At 60.3% G+C, this 18,460-nt stretch carries 18 protein-coding genes; 11 read left to right on the top strand and 7 right to left on the bottom strand.

Annotation, left to right across the window (positions count from 1 at the left end):
- Positions 1–88 precede the first annotated feature (88 nt).
- The 8 genes from RDA78_RS09125 (at position 89) to RDA78_RS09090 (ending at position 8,107) form a co-directional block, all read left to right on the top strand.
- Positions 89–1,171, top strand: a complete 1,083-nt coding sequence (locus RDA78_RS09125; RefSeq protein WP_434055007.1) for a pyridoxal-phosphate dependent enzyme — start codon at positions 89–91, stop codon at positions 1,169–1,171.
- The gene (locus RDA78_RS09120) at positions 1,164–2,300 is read left to right on the top strand and encodes a M24 family metallopeptidase (RefSeq protein ID WP_434055006.1); all 1,137 of its coding nucleotides are present in this window, start codon (positions 1,164–1,166) and stop codon (positions 2,298–2,300) included. The genes RDA78_RS09125 and RDA78_RS09120 overlap by 8 nt, the downstream gene beginning before the upstream one ends.
- A 20-nt stretch (positions 2,301–2,320) precedes the next feature.
- The gene (locus RDA78_RS09115) at positions 2,321–3,064 is read left to right on the top strand and encodes a maleate cis-trans isomerase family protein (protein ID WP_434055005.1); all 744 of its coding nucleotides are present in this window, start codon (positions 2,321–2,323) and stop codon (positions 3,062–3,064) included.
- A gap of 135 nt (positions 3,065–3,199) precedes the next feature.
- Positions 3,200–3,337, top strand: a complete 138-nt coding sequence (locus RDA78_RS09110) for a hypothetical protein (protein WP_434055004.1) — start codon at positions 3,200–3,202, stop codon at positions 3,335–3,337.
- Positions 3,338–3,443: 106 nt separating this feature from the next.
- On the top strand, positions 3,444–4,478 hold the full coding sequence (locus RDA78_RS09105; RefSeq protein ID WP_434055003.1) for an aspartate-semialdehyde dehydrogenase: 1,035 nt from the start codon (positions 3,444–3,446) through the stop codon (positions 4,476–4,478).
- A 65-nt stretch (positions 4,479–4,543) separates the two neighbouring features.
- Positions 4,544–5,275: a TenA family protein gene (locus tag RDA78_RS09100; RefSeq protein ID WP_434055002.1), complete on the top strand. Its 732-nt coding sequence runs from the start codon at positions 4,544–4,546 to the stop codon at positions 5,273–5,275.
- Positions 5,276–5,315: 40 nt separating this feature from the next.
- The gene (locus tag RDA78_RS09095; protein WP_434055001.1) at positions 5,316–6,209 is read left to right on the top strand and encodes a DMT family transporter; all 894 of its coding nucleotides are present in this window, start codon (positions 5,316–5,318) and stop codon (positions 6,207–6,209) included.
- A 179-nt stretch (positions 6,210–6,388) separates the two neighbouring features.
- Positions 6,389–8,107, top strand: coding sequence for a methyl-accepting chemotaxis protein (locus tag RDA78_RS09090; RefSeq protein ID WP_434055000.1), 1,719 nt, complete (start codon positions 6,389–6,391; stop codon positions 8,105–8,107).
- 62 nt (positions 8,108–8,169) lie between these two features.
- Here RDA78_RS09090 and RDA78_RS09085 read toward each other — a convergent pair whose 3' ends face one another.
- Positions 8,170–9,057, bottom strand: coding sequence for a LysR substrate-binding domain-containing protein (locus tag RDA78_RS09085; protein WP_434054999.1), 888 nt, complete (start codon positions 9,055–9,057; stop codon positions 8,170–8,172).
- A gap of 162 nt (positions 9,058–9,219) precedes the next feature.
- Here RDA78_RS09085 and RDA78_RS09080 point away from each other — a divergent pair, with 162 nt between their 5' ends.
- Both RDA78_RS09080 and RDA78_RS09075 read left to right on the top strand, forming a co-directional pair.
- On the top strand, positions 9,220–10,224 hold the full coding sequence (locus tag RDA78_RS09080; RefSeq protein WP_434054998.1) for an isopenicillin N synthase family dioxygenase: 1,005 nt from the start codon (positions 9,220–9,222) through the stop codon (positions 10,222–10,224).
- Positions 10,225–10,280: 56 nt separating this feature from the next.
- A complete protein-coding gene (locus RDA78_RS09075) occupies positions 10,281–11,402 on the top strand; it encodes a mandelate racemase/muconate lactonizing enzyme family protein (protein ID WP_434054997.1) in 1,122 nt (373 codons plus the stop codon).
- A gap of 39 nt (positions 11,403–11,441) precedes the next feature.
- Here RDA78_RS09075 and RDA78_RS09070 read toward each other — a convergent pair whose 3' ends face one another.
- The 6 genes from RDA78_RS09070 to RDA78_RS09045 all read right to left on the bottom strand — a co-directional run bounded on the left by RDA78_RS09070 (position 11,442) and on the right by RDA78_RS09045 (position 16,766).
- The gene (locus RDA78_RS09070; protein ID WP_434054996.1) at positions 11,442–11,960 is read right to left on the bottom strand and encodes a DinB family protein; all 519 of its coding nucleotides are present in this window, start codon (positions 11,958–11,960) and stop codon (positions 11,442–11,444) included.
- 18 nt (positions 11,961–11,978) lie between these two features.
- Positions 11,979–12,638 (bottom strand): carbonic anhydrase, encoded by a 660-nt coding sequence (locus RDA78_RS09065; RefSeq protein ID WP_434054995.1) that lies wholly within the window; start codon positions 12,636–12,638, stop codon positions 11,979–11,981.
- A gap of 120 nt (positions 12,639–12,758) precedes the next feature.
- Positions 12,759–13,070: a P-II family nitrogen regulator gene (locus tag RDA78_RS09060; RefSeq protein WP_434054994.1), complete on the bottom strand. Its 312-nt coding sequence runs from the start codon at positions 13,068–13,070 to the stop codon at positions 12,759–12,761.
- 4 nt (positions 13,071–13,074) lie between these two features.
- Positions 13,075–14,070, bottom strand: coding sequence for a sodium-dependent bicarbonate transport family permease (locus tag RDA78_RS09055; protein WP_434054993.1), 996 nt, complete (start codon positions 14,068–14,070; stop codon positions 13,075–13,077).
- A gap of 160 nt (positions 14,071–14,230) precedes the next feature.
- Positions 14,231–14,611, bottom strand: a complete 381-nt coding sequence (locus RDA78_RS09050) for a hypothetical protein (RefSeq protein WP_434054992.1) — start codon at positions 14,609–14,611, stop codon at positions 14,231–14,233.
- Positions 14,612–14,768: 157 nt separating this feature from the next.
- Positions 14,769–16,766, bottom strand: coding sequence for a methylmalonyl-CoA mutase family protein (locus tag RDA78_RS09045; protein ID WP_434054991.1), 1,998 nt, complete (start codon positions 16,764–16,766; stop codon positions 14,769–14,771).
- 284 nt (positions 16,767–17,050) lie between these two features.
- Here RDA78_RS09045 and ccrA point away from each other — a divergent pair, with 284 nt between their 5' ends.
- A complete protein-coding gene (gene ccrA / locus RDA78_RS09040) occupies positions 17,051–18,346 on the top strand; it encodes a crotonyl-CoA carboxylase/reductase (protein WP_434054990.1) in 1,296 nt (431 codons plus the stop codon).
- Positions 18,347–18,460 lie beyond the last annotated feature (114 nt).

Raw genomic sequence — 18,460 nt, 5'->3', positions numbered from 1 at the left:
CTGTTCAGATTGCGGCATTTTGCGAGGCGCTCTTGTGTTCCTCTGTCCGACCTGTTGATCTGCGTTTTCTGCCTCGGAAGGGAAACGCATGAAAACATTCGCGAACGCATGGCTCGGCAAAGGTTTCGGCACCAATCCGGAGCTGGCCTCCGGTGACATTTCGCGATCATTGGGTCCGGAGCGCGATTTCTTTGCCGGCGTCACCGGCATCACGCCGTCTCCGTTGCTGAACCTCCCGGAGCGCGCTGCGGATCTCGGCATCGGCACTCTTTTCATCAAGGACGAACGCAATCGCCTGGGTCTGGGCAGTTTCAAGGCACTCGGAGCGGCCTATGCAATTGCCAAGCAGGCCTTCTCAAAAATCGAGGAAGGCACAGCGCAAGACCCCGCGACCGCTCTCAACGGCACGACATTTGTCTGCGCGAGTGCCGGCAACCACGGCCTTTCTCTCGCCGAAGGCGCGCGGATGTTCGGCGCTGCAGCAGTGGTCTTCGTTTCAGAGACCGTTCCGGAGGCTTTTGCGGACAGATTGCGAAACCGGGGTGCGCGGGTTGTCCGCGCCGGTGCAATTTATGAAGACAGCATGGCCGAGGCAGAGCGGCAGGCGAGCGAAAACGGATGGCAGCTCCTGTCGGACAGCACCTGGCCCGGCATGACGGCGCCCGGCAGGGACGTCATGGAAGGTTACCTGATCATGGGCACCGAGATAGAAGAGCAGATCGCGGAACCGCCGACCCACGTTTTCCTGCAGGCCGGTGTCGGCGGCCTCGCCGCGGGCTGCGCCTCCAGCGCGCGTACCAGTTGGGGGGACGCTGTCACCATTGTCGTCGTGGAGCCGGAGGCAGCCCCGGCGCTTCAGGCAAGCATTGCCGCCGGCAAACCGGTTGTTGCTCCCGGCCCGGTATCGAACATGGGCCGCCTGGACTGCAAGGAGCCTTCCCACCTTGCCCTGAAGTTTCTTGCCCTGCACGCGAACCGGTTCGCCACCATCACGGATGAGGAAGCGAACGAAACCGTTTCCTGGCTGAAGGATCATGACCTCGCCACAACACCGTCAGGAGCAGCCGGTCTCGCGGCACTTCATCACGCGAAGGGTCAATTCGAAGACCTGGGCCTGACGGCACAGTCCCGGGTCCTCTGTTACCTCTCGGAAGGCCCGGAACATGGCTGAGCCCGACTTTCCGGAAGCTGAATTTGAAAAAAGACTGGAGCGGGCGCAAGGCGCAATGCGGGCAGACGGGCTCGACGCGCTCTTCTTCACCACCGAAGCCGAACTACGCTACTTCACCGGCTTCCGCACGCTGTTCTGGCAAAGTCCGACCCGCCCGTGGTTTCTTGTGGTGCCGGCAACCGGAAAACCGATTGCCGTGATTCCGCAGATCGGCGCCCACCTGATGGCCTCGACCTGGCTCGAAGATATCCGGACATTCTCGGCACCTCACCCGACCGACGACGGCGTTTCCCTCCTGGCGGACTGCCTGTCGGCTTACGGCAAGGTCGGCATGCCAATAGGCCGTGAAAGTGCCTTGCGCATGCCGCTCCGCGACTTCCGGGAACTCACCGCTCGCCTTGCACACACGGAATTCGCAGATGCTTCCGATCTGATGATGCGGCTGCGCATGGTCAAGTCAGGGCGCGAGATCGCGCTGTTGCGGGAAATCTGCGGGATCGGATCGGCCGGGTTCGCCAATGCCGCAAGCCTTTTTCATGAAGGGCAATCGCTCAAGGAGGTCTTCCGCACGTTCCGCATCGAACTGCTGCGGCAGGGCGCCGACGATGTCCCCTATCTTGTGGGCGGCGCGGGACAGGGCGGCTACGGCGACGTCATTTCTCCGCCGACGGACCAGAAACTTGAGGCTGGCGACGTGCTCATGCTGGACACAGGCGCAACCAAAAACGGCTATTTCTGCGACTTCGACCGCAACTTCGCGATCGGCGGCGCAAGTGATGAGGTCCGGGCGGCGCACGAGAAGCTTGTCCGCGCCGTCGAGGCAGCCGCCGCCGCCGCCCGCCCTGGATCAACCTGTTCCGATCTTTTCAGCGCCATGACAACGGTCCTCGGCCAGCAAGACGGCGATGTCGGCAGACTGGGTCATGGCCTCGGGATGCAGCTGACCGAAATGCCGTCCATCACCAGCTTCGATACCACGGAGTTGAGAGAAAACATGGTGCTGACACTCGAGCCGAGCATCGGCCTAGGCAACGGAAAGATGATGGTCCACGAGGAAAACATCGTTGTCCGGGACGGGGCGCCCGAGTTCCTCAGCACACCGGCATTCAGAGAGATCCCTGTCATCTAGAACACAAGGGGGAGAATGAATTGCAGCTACCATTCGACTGCGATGAAGGCCTCGGCTCAAGGGCGGCACTTGGCCTGATTGTGCTTCAGGCTGACGAAACGATTGAAACCGAGTTCCGCCCGCTCTTCGATCTGGAGGACGTGGTGCTCTACCACGCGCGCATCCCGAGCGATCCGGAGGTCAACGAAGAAACGCTGATGCGCATGAAGGCGGGCCTGACGGACACAGCCGCTCTGCTTCCGGGAAACCGGCCCCTCGACGTGATCGGCTATGCCTGCACCTCCGCGTCGACGGTGATCGGCTCCGGGGCTGTGGAGGCAGCGGTTCAAAATGCGCATCCCCGCGCCCGCGTCACCAATCCGGCCGTCGCGGTCGTTGCGGCGCTGAACCATCTCGGCGTAACCAGGGTCGGCGTTGTGACGCCCTATATTGCCGAAGTCTCGGAAGCTGTCGTTGATCTTCTTCGCAAGGAAGGCCTGGATCCGGTCAGAGTGGGCTCGTTCGGACAATCCGGGGAAGCAACGGTCGCCCGCATAACCCCGAAGTCTGTTGCACATGCCGTTCAGGCGATCGGTGAAGATCCCGAGGTGGAAGCCGTATTTGCGTCCTGTACCAATCTGCGCACCTTTCCCGTGATAGAGGCGTGCGAGAAAAAGCTGGGCAAGCCGGTCATCAGTTCCAACCTTGCCCTCGCATGGCACATGATGCGGCTTGCAGGCCTGAAAACCACGGGAGCAGGACCCGGAACACTGTTTGAAAGCTGACCCGGCCGCGCCGGTCGCAGCATTTGGGCAACAAATCGACCGTCATCCTTCCGATTCGCAGGTTTGCGTGTTGACTTCGCCCGATTTCCGGGCAAAAACACCGCCGTCTCAAGTTTTGACGATTGCGAGCACCAGATGAACCGGCTCAGCGCCGACATTATGGATATCATGTCCAAGGCTCTTGCCAGCGCAACATTCCTGCGCGGCGAGACCCGTTCGGCTGCCGTAACCGCTTTCAAACGCACTACAAAGACAACCAAGACCACCGCTTGACGGTGCCGCTCATCCCGCCTCCCCGGGGATGGGAGGCGCCGAGAGCCGGCGAGCCTTCTTCCGGGCAGCCGGTGAAGCGGGGAGACGGACAAGGACTAGACCGAAAATGGGATTCAAGATCGCAATCGCAGGCGCCACGGGCAATGTTGGCCGGGAACTGCTGGACATTCTGGAAGAGCGCGGCTTTCCGGCCGATGACGTCGTTGCTCTCGCTTCGCGCCGTTCCCAGGGCACGGAAGTGTCCTTCGGCGACAAGACACTGAAAGTTCAGGCAATGGAGAATTTCGACTTCTCCGATACCGATATCTGCCTGATGTCCGCCGGCGGCTCCGTTTCCAAGGAATGGGCACCAAGGATTGCGGCCAAGGGCTGTGTCGTAATCGACAACTCTTCCGCTTGGCGATACGACGCCGACGTGCCGCTGATCGTTCCGGAAGTGAATGCCGATGCCGTGGCCGGCTTCACCAAGAAGAACATCATTGCCAACCCGAACTGCTCCACCGCGCAGCTTGTCGTGGCGCTGAAGCCGCTTCACGAGCATGCCAGGATCAAGCGGATTGTCGTGTCGACCTATCAGGCCGTGTCGGGCACCGGCAAGGACGCGATGGAAGAGCTGTTCAACCAGACCCGCGCCGTCTTCGTCAACGATCCGATCGAGCCGAACAAGTATCCCAAGCGGATCGCTTTCAACGTCATTCCTCACTGCGACGTCTTCATGGAAGACGGCTACACCAAGGAAGAATGGAAAGTGCTGGCGGAAACCAAGAAGATGCTCGACCCGAGCATTAAGGTCACCTGCACGGCCGTCCGCGTTCCGGTCTTCATCGGTCACTCCGAAAGCGTCAACATCGAATTCGAAAACGAGATTTCCGCTGAAGAGGCACGCAGTATCCTGCGTGAAGCGCCGGGCTGCCTCGTGATCGACAAGCACGAAGACGGCGGCTACATGACCCCTTACGAGGCCGCCGGGGAAGACGCGACCTACATTTCGCGCATTCGCGAAGACGCGACAGTCGAAAACGGGCTGAACATCTGGGTCGTCTCCGACAACCTGCGCAAGGGCGCGGCACTGAACACCATTCAGATTGCCGAAGTTCTCGTGAACCGCGGCCTGATCACCCCGAAAAAAGCCGCCGCGTGATCTCATTCTGCGGGCGCCGGTCGGCGCCCGTTTCTCACTGACATTTCAGAAAGTGCCGCTCGCTCATGCCTGCGCCATTCACCAGGTCGTTTGACGACTATCGGGCCTCTGTTTCTGGAGCCAGGTTCACCAACTGGCTTGCACTGAGGGCCGAACCCTTCTGGTCCGAGGCGACTGATCATGTCTTCACGCATGCGATCGGTGACGGGTCCATGCCGGATGAGGCATATGTCCGTTATCTGATCGAGGACTATACGTTCATCACGGATCTGGCCTCGACGTTGGGTTACCTCGTTGCCAAGGCTCCGGACATGCAGGCCAAGTCGCGTCTGTCCGCCTTTCTTGCCTTGCTGACATCAGAAGAAAACGACTACTTCCTGCGCTCCTTCGAGGCGCTTGGGGTGCCGCGGGAAACCTATGCCGGCGCAGCGCAGGGACCGGTCACCCGGTCCTTTGCGGATCTGCTGCTGACGGCCTCGGGCGATGGCACCTATCCCGAGGGGCTGACATGCCTCCTGTGCGCGGAATGGTGCTATCTCACCTGGGGCAGGCTCGAGGCACAAAAGCCACGGCCGGCGCAATTCTACCTGGCGGAATGGATTGATCTTCACGCGGTCACGGGCTTTGAGGACTTCGTCAACTGGATCAGGCAGGAACTGGACCGGATCGGGCCATCCCTGAGCGCTGAATTGCAGGAGAGACTGGCGGACCTCTTCAGGCAGATGAGCGAACTGGAACGGGACTTCTTTGAAACGGCCTGGACCGGCCAGTCACCCGAGCACCCGGGCGCCGGCTAGTCACCTGAATCTGAAGTTCGCTTCGGAGACTGCAGAAGCAATGTACATCTTTGAAGCCGCCGCACTCGGCGCGGCTACGCTTTGGGCGTTGACGGGATTGCTCTCGGCAGGCCCTGCACAGCATCTCGGCGCGATCGCATTCAACTGCACCCGCATGGTCATGGTGACACTCCTGCTGTGCATCTGGGTCGCGATCGCTGGCGGCTGGAATACGATCGGAAACGATCATCTGGTGCCGCTGGTGCTGTCCGGTGTCATTGGCATATTCGCCGGAGACACAGCCCTCTTCCTGACATTGAACCGGATGGGTCCGCGCCGCACAGCGATGCTCTTTTCGTTGAATGCGCCCATGTCCGCGATCCTTGGCTGGCTGGTTCTGGACGAAACCCTGACGGGAATTCAATCCATCGGGATCATGACAATTTTCGCGGGCGTCCTGCTCGCAATTCGTTTCGGCAAGCGCAAATCCCAGTTGCACAAGTGGGAAAACATCAAGGGACCTGTCTGGATCGGCATCGCCCTCGGAATTACCGCCGCCCTGTCGCAATCGGTCGGCTCACTCATCGCCCGGCCCGTCATGGAAACGGGCGCGGACCCGGTGGCCGCCTCAAGTATCCGTGTCGGGGTCGCCGCCCTGTGCCTGGTGCTTCTCACGCGGCTTCCCTTCAGCTGGGTCAAGCCGGCGGGCCGCTTCACCGTTCCGGTTGTCGGCATCATTGCGCTCTCCGGAATGCTCGGAATGGGCATCGGGATGACGCTGATCCTGTTTGCGCTTTCCGGCGGCGAAGTCGGCATTGTCGCAACACTTTCCGCAACGACCCCGGCAGTCATGCTGCCGATGATGTGGTGGCGGACCGGAGAATTTCCGGCGCTGGCAGCGTGGGCCGGCGCGGTTCTTGTCGTCGCCGGCAGTGCTCTGCTGTTTGCATTCTAGGGTCAGGACCCCGTTTTTCATCGTGTGATGTATCAGTATTTTTCACAATATACTAATCGTGAAAGTGAGCATGAATTTTTTCCACAGAGCGTTGAAATTTATGACTGATAGCTGAATCCGTTTGCTTAAAATTTACTTTAATTTCGTACACCCCCGAGCAGAGGCAAAAGGGGTATTCCATGAAAAATCTTTTCGCTCGCCTGAGCGTTACGTCGACGCTGGCAATCGTTTCCGCCGGTGTCCTGACAATCTCCATGGTCGTTGTCGGCATCATCCTGTACCAGGTCGCGCTGGGACAGGCCGAGACCGCGGCAATCAAGAAACAGGACGTCAACCTGAGGGTGGCGGCGACGATCTTTCAGGACCGTGTGGAGGGTGCCAATGTCAACTGGACCAACACCGGTGACGTGACGCGGATCGAACTGGCAGAATTCCCCGTTTTCGACAACGATCATGCCATGATCGACTCCATCGGCCGGATGACCGGTGAGACCGCAACCGTTTTTCAGTGGGATCCGGAAACCAAGGACTTCTGGCGCAAGACCACGAACATCATCAAGGGCGACGGCAAAAGAGCGGTTGGGACTCCTCTTGGCAAGACCGGCGCGGTTTATCCCGTGATCATGAGCGGCAATACGTTCCATGGTCAGGCAACCATTCTCGGCAAGGACTATTTCACCGTCTACAAGCCGATCTTTGACAGTCAGGGCGCCATCACCGGCATTCTTTACGCCGGAGTTGAGAAAGCCGCCGTTGAGGCCAATGTCTGGGAGCTGATGGGCGACTACACCATGCTGGCGCTGCCCGTCGTCATCATTTCCGTTCTGCTGCTGATCTTCGCGATCCGCCGCCAGCTTCGCCCGGTTACCGCACTCGCGGAAATCACGTCGCAGATCGCGCAGGACAATCTCGATGACGAGGTTCCCTTCAAGGACCGGACCGACCAGATCGGCATGCTGGCGCAGGCCGTCAACGGTCTCAAGAAACGCGCCGCGGAACGCATCTCGCTCGCGGAGCAGCAGCGCGAATCCGATTCCGCCTCGCTCGATCGCCAGAACGCGGTGCAGACCCTGATCGAGGACTTCCGCAACAACGTTTCGAACGTGTTGAGTTCCGTCAACGACACGGTCCAGGATCTCGGCGGCACCGCCGGCCGTCTGTCCGACCTCTCCGGCCAGAGCGCTTCAGGCGCGATCGAGACGCTCAATTCGGCGGACGATGCGACGTCCAGCGTTCAGACCGTCGCGAGCGCCGCGGAGGAACTCTCCGCGTCCATCGGCGAAATCTCGCGTCAGGTCGCGCAGACGACGGAAGTCGTCAGCCGTGCGACCGAAGGCACGCGCGTCACCAACGAAAAGGTCGAGGGACTGGCCTCTTCCGCCTCCAAGATCGGTGAGGTCGTCACCCTGATCCAGGCAATCGCCGAACAGACCAACCTGCTTGCGCTCAACGCAACGATCGAAGCGGCGCGCGCCGGGGAAGCCGGCAAGGGCTTTGCGGTTGTTGCCGCGGAGGTGAAGGAACTGGCGACGCAGACCTCGAAGGCGACGGAAGAAATCGGTGCGCAGATCACCGCGATCCAGGACGCCACAAAGGAGTCCGTCAGCGCGATTGCCGAAATCACCACGATCATGGAGGAGGTCAACTCCTACACCAGCACCATCGCCGCTGCCGTCAACGAACAGGGATCGGCCACCGGAGAGATTTCCCAAAACGCGCAGAAAGCGGCTGAAGGAACAACCTTCGTGTCGTCGCGCATGTCCGAGCTGTCCGGCACCGTGAACGAGACGTCCGAGTCCTCGCAATCGGTTCTGGATGCCTCCGAGATGCTGAACGCGCGCACCGAAGAGCTGCAGCAGGAAGTCGAAACCTTCCTGCGCAACGTGGCTGCTGCCTGACAAACGTCTGATGACGCAGAACCGGCACGGGGGTGTTTCGCCCCCGTGTTTTTTTTGGCTCCTCAGAAACGAGGAACCTCGGCGAGCCACTTGAACACGAGCTTTGCCTGATCCGATGCGCGGGCGTGCAGCTTGACGAAATAAACACGCGGCGAAGCCACCGTTTCGGGTAAGAGCTTCACCAGCCTGCCGCTTTCCGTGAACGACCGGGTCAGCCCCTCCCATCCGAGAACCGCGCCCATGTCGTCCTGCGCCGCCTGCAGTGCGATGACGTAGTTGTTGACACGATGCGCGTTGCGCAAAGCGCCGGAGTAGTCGAGCGCGGCAAACCAGTCCTGCCAGTCCGTCCAGTCGGTTCCCGCCGAATCCAGGTGGATCAGCGGGAGCCCGGCAAGATCCTCGACCGTCTCAACCCGGTTCTGTTCGGCAAACCGGGGACTGCCCAGGGCCGATATCCGGTCGTGGAACAGGGCCTTGCACGACCCTGTCTCCCGGGACATGTCTCCATAGTGAATGCTCAGGTCACAGTCAGCACCGCCTTCGCCGGTGTCACTGACAATCTGCGAAACCGAGATGTGTGGATGGGATTTCCAGAACTGAGCCAGACGTGGCGTCAGCCAAAGGGCGCTCATCGCCGTGGTGGCACCCACTGTGACGGATGTTTTGGAGACCCTGGTGCGCAACTGGTTGAGCGCATCGCCGATTTCCTCAAAACCCCGCTGAAGGGCCACAAACAGGTAAGCCCCGATTTCCGTCAGTTCCACGCCCCGGTGATGGCGATGAAAAAGCGCGCATTTCAGATCGCTTTCAAGCGACTTTACCTGGTGACTGACGGCAGCGGGCGTCACGTTCAGCTCCGCGGCTGCCGCCTTGAAGCTGACGTGGCGCGCGGCGGCCTCGAAACTCAGAAGCGCATTCAGCGGCGGCAGATCATAGGGGCGCTTTGGCAAATCGACCTCATGCAACGCTTGATCAAACTCATTTGATCGTAAGGTTTAGACCCGAATTTTGCATTACTTTTTTTAACTCATGAGGAAAATTATTGACGTTGCCAGGGTCCATGGTCCCGGAAAATATGAGCGAACTTCACGTGTCACCTGTCAGGAAACCCGATGCCGACCGATCAGATTGCCAAGCTCGACGATGCACTGCATGCCAAACGCCAGTCATTCGACAAGATACCCGTCGTCGATCTGGCGCCGCTCCTGGATGGAAGCGATCCGGACAAGGTTGCCGGCGAAATCAACTGGGCCTTGGCAAATGCCGGCTTTATGTATGTGAAAAACCACGGCATTGCCGATGCGGTGGTTGAAAACGCCTTCAGCCAGACACGGGCCTTTTTCGATTTGCCGGAGGCTGAAAAGATGGCGCTGCACGTGTCCCGGTCCGGTCAGACATTGCGCGGCTATATCGAGCCATTTGGTGAAAACACCGATCCGGAAAAGACCAGGGACCTGAAGGAATGTTTCGACCTCGGACCGGAATCTGAACCGGACTGTCCTTTCTTCGGACCTAACCTCTGGCCCGGCGACGCCAGACTTCCCGGCTTTCGTGGCGCAGTCTATCACTACCACGAAGAAATGAAGCGCCTTTCCATGACGATCCTGTCCGGGATCGCGCGCAGCCTCGACCTTGCCCCCGACTATTTCGAGACCAAGCTGAAGAAGCCGATCAGCATTCAGCGTCTCCTGCATTACCCGCCGCAGACCGGCATCGTCGATGAAAGCATCATTGGCATCGGGGCGCACACCGACTATGGCAGCCTCACGATCCTGGCGCAGGACGATGTCGGCGGGTTGCAGGTCCTGAACCGGGACGGCCACTGGGTCGAGGGAACGCCGATCCCGGGCACGTTCGTCATCAACATTGGCGATCTGCTGCAGCGTCTGACCAACGACCGCTACCTCGCCAACCTGCACCGCGTGGTCAATACCAGCGGGCGGGAACGCTATTCCATCCCGTTTTTCATTGACGCCGATTATGACGCGGAATTCGCGCCGCTTGCCTCCTGTATCGACGCGGACAATCCCGCTCGCTATGAAGCCGTGACCTGCGGCGTGCACAAATACGGGCGTTTCATCCAGAGCTACCCTCATCTACAAAAGATACCGGCGTGACATCACTCCGGAAAACGGGATTCGATCCGGGGCCCCATTCGCAGAGCGGGACAGAGATGAAAATCGCGCGCATCGACCTCTTTCAGGCGGACCTGCCCTATTCCGGCGGCACATACATGCTGTCCGGAGGGCGTGAATTTCAGGCCTTCGATGCCAGCATCGTGCGGATGGAAACCGCGTGCGGCCTGGAGGGCTGGGGCGAAAGCACACCCTTTGGATCAAGCTACATTGCGGCCCACGCCCTCGGCGTGCGGGCGGGCATTGCCGAGATTGCACCGCATCTGATCGGCAAGGACCCCCGGCAGGTCGAACGGCTCTACGATTTCATGGACGATGCGCTTGCCGGCCACCTTCACGCGAAGACAGCGCTCGACGTCGCGGCCTGGGACATCCTTGGCAAGGCTGCGGACATGCCGTGCTGGATGCTCCTTGGCGGCTCTACACGTCAACGCATGCCGGTGATGTCGTCGATCCCGGCCGATACGCCGGAAGAAATGCGGCAGAACGTCTCCAGGCATCGGGACAGGGGATATCTCGGACACTCCGTCAAGATCGGTGCCCTGGATCGCGAAGGCGGACCGGCGCTCGATGCGGCGAGGATCGAAGCTTCCCTGGCCGACCGGCAGCCGGGTGAGTTCTTTCTGGTGGATGCCAATGGCGGCCTCACGCCGGAAACCGCGCTTAGAATGCTGCGTCTTCTGCCGGACAGTCTCGATTTTGTTCTGGAAGCGCCCTGCGCCAGTTGGCGCGAAACGCTGTCGCTCCGCTCCCGCTGCCGCGTCCCGATCATCCTTGATGAACTCATGCAGGCCGACACCGATCTTGCCCAGGCGATCGCGCTGGATGCATGCGACGGGATTGGTCTGAAGATTTCAAAGGCGGGCGGCCTCACGCCCGGCCGGCGCCAAAGGGACATGGCCCGCGCAGCCGGGCTGACGCTCAGCGTACAGGACACGGTCGGATCCACGATCGCCTTCGCCGCGATCGCCCATCTCGGTCAGACGGTTCCTGAAAGACATCTCCGATGTATTCTTGATTGCCGCGACATGGTCACAAGGCAGCTGGCAGAGTTCGATGCGCCGATAGCGAAGGGCGGTGTGCTCGCGCCGGATGCGCCCGGTCTCGGACTGACGGTCGACCGCAGCGCGATCGGCGAACCTGTTGCAAGCTGGACGTAAATCCGCGCATGCTCCATCAGTCTGCGTTTCAGGAAACGCTCAACCCCCGGACATCTCGAGCAGATCCGGCATGAACGGCAGATCCGTTACGCCAATGTCGATCCCCAACTGCATGAGAAGGGTCGACAGCTGGCCACGATGATGGGTCTGATGGTTGAACATGTGGGTCACGAGCAGCCACCGGGGCCGTGAACGCGTGACCTTGTCGGTGCTGCGCGTCCAGGTCATCGGCTCGGCGAGCCAGGCGGCGGTGAGCGCATCGGCAAAGGTTTCAATCTCGCTGCACATGTCCAGATGCGCCGCCTTGAGCGCGTCGAAGTCTTCGAAGATATCGACACCCATGCCGTTGACGGCGTGAGACGATCCCGAAAACCGGTTCATCCAGACGCGATCGGCGAAGAGAATGTGGTTGAGCGTTGAATGGACCGACTTGAAAAACGCTCCCTTGTCCGCCTTTCGCTCTTCATCACTCATCTGTGCCGCAGCTGCATATGCCTTTTCCGTCATCCAGCTGTTATAGGCTGCAAGGCGTTGGTAAAGACCCGGGTCAATCTGCATCGAACACTCCGTTGCATGTCAGGTGCCGGTGGGCAGCGCGTCCGGCAGGGCAGCTTCGAAGCGTTCGCTTTCCGGATCCATCAGCCGGAGTTCGCCGGACCCGATATCGAACCAGGCGCCGTGCAGCAGCAGGCCACCGTCCGCGACGGCCTTGTCGATGAACGGAAAGGTAAGCAGGTTCTTGAGTGAATGCCGGACGCCGGCATATTCCATCGCAAGCTGCGGATCGTCCGCCTTGTCGATCGGCATGCAGGCCATCGTGATCGCGGCCGGCTCCAGGAGCTTGATCCAGCGGCCGATGAATTCCCCGGTCGCCATCGGGTCGTTGGCGTGTTCACGAAACGCCTTCACGCCACCGCACTGGCCGTGGCCCATGACCACGATATGACCGACCTTCAGGCCGTTGACCGCGAATTCGATCGCCGCGCTGGTGCCGTGCTGGCCGTCCGTCTCCTCGTAAGGCGGCACTAGATTGGCAACGTTTCGAATAACGAACAATTCGCCCGGTCCGGCGTGAAAGATGCCTTCGGGCGTTACACGGCTGTCGCAGCAGGATATCACCAGGACATCCGGTTTCTGACCGTAGACCGCAAGGCGCTCGTGCGTTTCCTTGTAGCGAACGAAGCCCTTGTTCAGGTATCGGCCATAACCTTCCAGAAGTGGTGCGGGAAAAGTCAACGATGAAGCCTCCTGAACTGCAAACAGGCTTGCCGCCTGTCAGGAGGTTCTTATCACTTGGCTCCGTGAATGCAAATTGCCCGAAACGGCTTAGGGTACGGACCGCTATGCCACCTCGGCCTAGAAGCGTTCCGCGCGCAGCACCGAACAATCCGAAACGGTGACGACGCCGATATGGCGCTCGACCACCTCGAACGCTGCCTCAAGCAATTCGTCCAGCCTTTCGGGGCGGATAATGCAGATGATGGACACCATGCCGCCAGCCCGGGACACCTGTCCTTCCCGGCTCCACCTTCCTGAGCGCCCGCTGCCGCCCATCACCGGCAGGATCGTGTACCCGGTGACGCCGGCTTCGTCGAGCGCGTCGGTCAGCCGGTTTTCCATTGGCGCCTCAATGATGATTTCCACCCGTTTTGCGTCTTTCATCTCCATGGGCTTATCCTCCCGTAGCCTGGGCAATGCTCAAGTAAAGCGGAATTCCGAGGGTCAGGTTGAACGGGAACGTGATCCCGAGTGACATTGTCAGATAGATCGAGGGATTGGCCTCCGGCAACGCCACGCGCATCGCTGCCGGTACAGCTATGTAGGAAGCCGAAGCGCTCAGGGTCATGAGCAGCATGGTCCCGCCGACCGACAGACCGATCAGGGTGCCCGCTGCAAGACCCGCAACCGCTCCGATCATCGGCATCAGAACACCGAAAAGGATCAGACCCGGTCTCAGCAGACCGGCGCTGCTGCGCAGCCCACGACCGGCAACCAGGCCCATGTCCAGCAGGAACAGACACAAGACCCCCTTGAAGGGCGACACGATGAAACTCTCAATCTCGGTGAGACCTTTCGGACCGGACAGGAAGCCGATAAAGAACGACCCGACCAGCAGGACGATGGACCCGTTCAGGAGAATTTCGCGCAGCAGGCCTTTCGACCCCTTTGCGCGCTCGGCGTTGGCGTCCGCCGAGGAAAACTTTGCAGCCAGCCAGAGAGCGGACAGGATCGCGGGCGCTTCCATCGCCGCCGCAACAGCGACGAGGTAGCCCTCGCTGGCGATCCCCTGGCTTTGCAGCACCGATGTCGCCGCGACGAATGTGACGATTGATATCGAGCCGTAGTGTCCGGCAACCGCTGCCGCGTCGACTGTTCCCAGACGCGTCATCACCCTCAGAAGACCGAAAGCGGTGAAGGGGATCGCGAATGACAGGATCAGGCCGGCGACGAGCGCAAGCAAAAGCGTGGAATCGACACCATGCGCGCTGACGCTGACGCCGCCCTTGAAGCCGATGGCAAACAGCAGATAGATCGAAAGTGCCTTGGCCGCCGCTTCCGGCACCGACAGGTCGGAGCGCACGAGCGCCGCGCCGAGACCGAGAGCAAAAAAGAGGATGATCGGCGACAGCAGGTTTTCCGCCGCCAACGAGAGAATTGTGTCCGCCAAGACCGTCGTGCCCTTAACCCACACGCATCCCGCCGGATTTCAGCTTTCGGCGAGATACGTAACAATACGTATTCGGGCGGATATGGGGCATTCCGGCCAGCGGTTCAAGCGAATTCGGAGGCCGGTCGCTTACAATCGGGAACGAAAGGCCGGTGGCGCTTCACGTCGCCACGTTAACCTCGTGCCGTTCATCCGTGTCTCCGTGGTCTTCGTAGGCGTGGCGGATATTGTCCGCCCCGATGCCTTCCTGGTTTCCCCGGAGCGGGTGGACAGGCCCGTGCTCCACGCGCGGTTCAAGTGCCCGCAACGCAGCTGCACGATAGGCGGCAACACCGTCGAGGGCATGATTTTCCAGATGATGTGCATCAATGAGAACTGCCGGTTCATCCGTGGAGTAACCGGTGTCTGTGTCGTGTCGCTGCGCACCTTTACGCTTGCCTCTGGGATCATGGCCGGTGCCGTCACCGTCCCTGTCCGCAGGATACTCTGTCGCATGCGCCACGACCTGGGCCGATTGCGGCCTTTCGATCGTCGTCGCCATTCCGGCCTCCTGGCCATCAGAGAACCCCCGCCTTCTGGCGGGACTTCATCAAGGATCTCAAGGAAGCGTTAACAAATCTTTACGATCCGTTAACCTCTTGCACCACTTCAGGAAATGCACCTTCGAAACACTGCCGGTGTGCATTTTCAGGCGCAACTCAAGCTGCACGCGCGCCTTTCGCTCCGACGATCCTGACAACGTCGGCCATGATATCCGTGAGCTGAAAGTCTTTCGGCGTATAGACGGCGGCAACACCCATGGCCTTCAGTTGCACGGCATCCTCGTCGGGGATGATGCCGCCGACAACAACGGGAATATCGTCAGCGCCAGCTGCCCTGAGCCGATCCATGACATCGCGCACCAGCGCCAGGTGGGACCCGGACAGGATCGAAAGACCGATCACGTGCACATCTTCTTCCACGGCCGCATTGACGATCTGCGCCGGCGTCAGGCGAATACCCTCATAAACGACTTCCATGCCGCAATCGCGCGCCCGCACGGCAATCTGCTCCGCTCCGTTGGAGTGGCCGTCGAGCCCCGGTTTTCCGACAAGGAACTTCAGGCGGCGGCCGAGGTTTTCGGAAACGTCATTCACATCGGCCCGGACCGCGCCAAGGTCGCCCGCATCGTCACGCGCGGATTGTCCGACACCGGTCGGAGCCCTGTATTCTCCGAAAACCTCCCTAAGCATGCGGCCCCATTCGCCGGTCGTGACGCCCGCCTTCGCTGCCGCAATGGAGGGTTCCATGATGTTCCGGCCTTCCTGTGCGGCGGATTTCAGCTCCGACAGCGCCGTGGCGACGGCAGCATCATCGCGTGCATCGCGCCAGGCCTTCACTTTTTCGATCGCCTCCGCTTCAACATGTTCGGGAACCGTCAGGATCGCGCCGTCTTCGCCGGCAGCAAGCGGCGAGGCTTCCGTTTCCGTCCACCGGTTCACGCCGACGACCACCTGGTCACCCGCTTCAATGGCGGCAAGGCGTGCCGAATTGGACTCAACGAGCTGCCGTTTCATGTAGCTTGAATCGACGGCAGCAACCGCGCCGCCCATCGCGTCGATCCGGGCAAGCTCTTCGCGCGCCTGCTCCTTGAGCGCCTCGACCTTGTTGGTGATCTCCACCGAGCCGTCGAAGATGTCGGCATAGTCCAGGAGATCGGTCTCATAGGCCATGATCTGCTGCATTCTGAGCGACCATTGCTGGTCGAACGGCCGCGGCAGCCCCAGCGCCTCGTTCCAGGCCGGCAGCTGCACTGCCCGCGCGCGGGCATTCTTGGACAACACCACGGCAAGCATTTCCACCAGAATCCGGTAGACGTTGTTTTCCGGTTGCTGTTCCGTCAGTCCGAGGGAGTTGACCTGGACACCATAGCGAAAGCGCCGGTATTTCTCGTCCTCAACGCCGTAGCGGTCGCGGCAGATTTCGTCCCACAGTTCGGTGAAGGCGCGCATTTTGCACATTTCGGTGACAAAGCGCATGCCGGCATTCACGAAGAAGGAAATCCGCCCGACGGCCTTTGGAAAGTCCTCTTCCGGGATTGCGCCGCTTGCCTTCATGGAATCCAGAATGGCGACCGCGGTTGCAAGCGCAAAGGACAGCTCCTGGACCGGCGTCGCCCCTGCCTCCTGCAGGTGATAGGAGCAGACGTTCATCGGATTCCATTTCGGCATGTTCGAATAGGTCCACGCGATGACGTCTGTCGTCAGTTTCAGGGACGGTGCCGGCGGGAAAACGTATGTACCCCGGGAGAGATATTCCTTGATGATGTCGTTCTGGGTCGTGCCGGAAAGGAGTTTCCGGTCGGCGCCCTGCCCGTCCGCCGCGGCGATATAGAGAGACAGCAGCCATGGGGCGGTCGCGTTGATCGTCATCGACGTATTCATGCGCTCAAGGGGAATCTCGTGAAACAGCGTCCGCATGTCGCCGAGATGCGTCACAGGCACACCGACCTTGCCAACCTCTCCGCGCGCGAGCATGTCATCGGGATCGTAGCCGGTCTGCGTCGGCAGATCGAAGGCGACGGACAATCCGGTCTGACCCTTGGCAAGGTTTCCGCGGTAAAGCTTGTTCGATTCCGACGCCGTGGAATGACCTGCATAGGTCCGGAAAATCCACGGGCGATCCCGCTCCTTGCCTGTTTCAACCGTCTGGCTCATGCCGATAGTCCTCCTAAGACGTTCTTCTGTCAGCCTTATTCTTGTTCTTGATCCCCAAATTACCCGGATCTCCCGGTCCGGTGGAGCTTGCCTGACATTACGCGCATGCGAAATCTCTCTGTGCAATGCAAAATATGCTTGGCATCAAAACGCAAGTTAAGCAATAGTCGTATAGATCGACGCACCATTTTGAACAATAGTTGCGCAAAATAGGGATTTGAGCCAAACATGCCTTGTGCAGATGCGAGATCGCGAGCCAAGACAAAAACCCTGGGAGGGGATGAATGACTGCAGCCGCTGAAGCCAACGACAACCGAACTTTTGAGGATGCTCCGGTGAAAGACCTTTATGAAATCGGTGAAATTCCACCGCTCGGTCACGTCCCGAAGAACATGTACGCCTGGGCGATCCGGCGTGAGCGCCACGGCGCGCCCGAAGACGCCATGCAGCTCGAGGTCGTGCCGACCTGGGAGCTTGACAGCCACGAGGTGCTGGTCCTGGTGATGGCTGCAGGCGTCAACTACAACGGCATCTGGGCCGGCCTTGGCGAACCGATCAGCCCGTTCGACGGGCATGGCGCGCCCTATCACATCGCCGGGTCCGACGCGTCCGGAATTGTCTGGGCTGTTGGCGACAAGGTGAAGCGCTGGAAAGTCGGCGACGAGGTTGTCATCCACTGTAACCAGGATGACGGCGACGACGAGGAGTGCAACGGCGGCGACCCGATGTTCTCCAACACTCAGCGCATCTGGGGCTATGAAACGCCCGACGGCTCTTTTGCGCAGTTCACGCGGGCGCAGGCCCAGCAGCTGATGCCCCGGCCGAAGCACCTGACCTGGGAAGAATCCGCCTGCTATACGCTCACGCTCGCGACCGCCTACCGTATGCTGTTCGGGCATCATCCGCATGAACTGAAGCCCGGGCAGAACGTGCTCGTCTGGGGTGCCTCCGGTGGCCTCGGTTCCTATGCGATCCAGCTGATCACGGCGGCCGGTGCCAATGCGATCGGCGTGATTTCGGACGAGGACAAGCGCCAGTTCGTCATGGATCTCGGCGCAAAGGGCGTCATCAACCGCAAGGACTTCAACTGCTGGGGCCAGCTGCCGACCGTCGGCTCACCCGAATACGGCGAATGGTTCAAGGAAGCCCGCAAGTTCGGCAAAGCGATCTGGGAGTTCACCGGCAAGGGTAACAACGTCGATATCGTCTTCGAACACCCTGGCGAAGCGACGTTCCCGATCTCGACCTTCGTCTGCAAGAAGGGCGGCATGGTCGTGATCTGCGCAGGCACATCCGGCTTCAACTGCACCTTCGACGTCCGCTACATGTGGATGCACCAAAAACGCCTGCAGGGCTCCCATTTCGCCCATTTGAAACAGGCCGCGGCGGCCAACAAACTGATGATTGAACGGCGCATCGATCCGTACATGTCCGAAGTGTTCCCGTGGGACCAGATCCCGAGCGCTCACACCAAGATGTGGAAGAACCAGCACGCCCCCGGCAACATGTCGGTCCTGGTCAGTGCTCCGACAACCGGTCTCAGGACGTTTGAAGACGTTCTGGAAGCGGGAAAACGCTGACAAAGAGCTCCCTGAAAGGCTTGGGCCATAAACCCGAACAAGCCTGATGCAGCCTGGCCGGTCCGTGTTTCACGGGCCGGTCTTTTTCATGACTTGCTGAGGTTTCGAGCACCT

The sequence above is a fragment of the Roseibium sp. genome (genome assembly GCF_051016195.1).
GTDB lineage: Bacteria > Pseudomonadota > Alphaproteobacteria > Rhizobiales > Stappiaceae > Roseibium.
The sequence above is the reverse complement of the archived record's forward strand: the minus strand, read 5'-3'. Positions and strand labels throughout refer to the sequence as shown.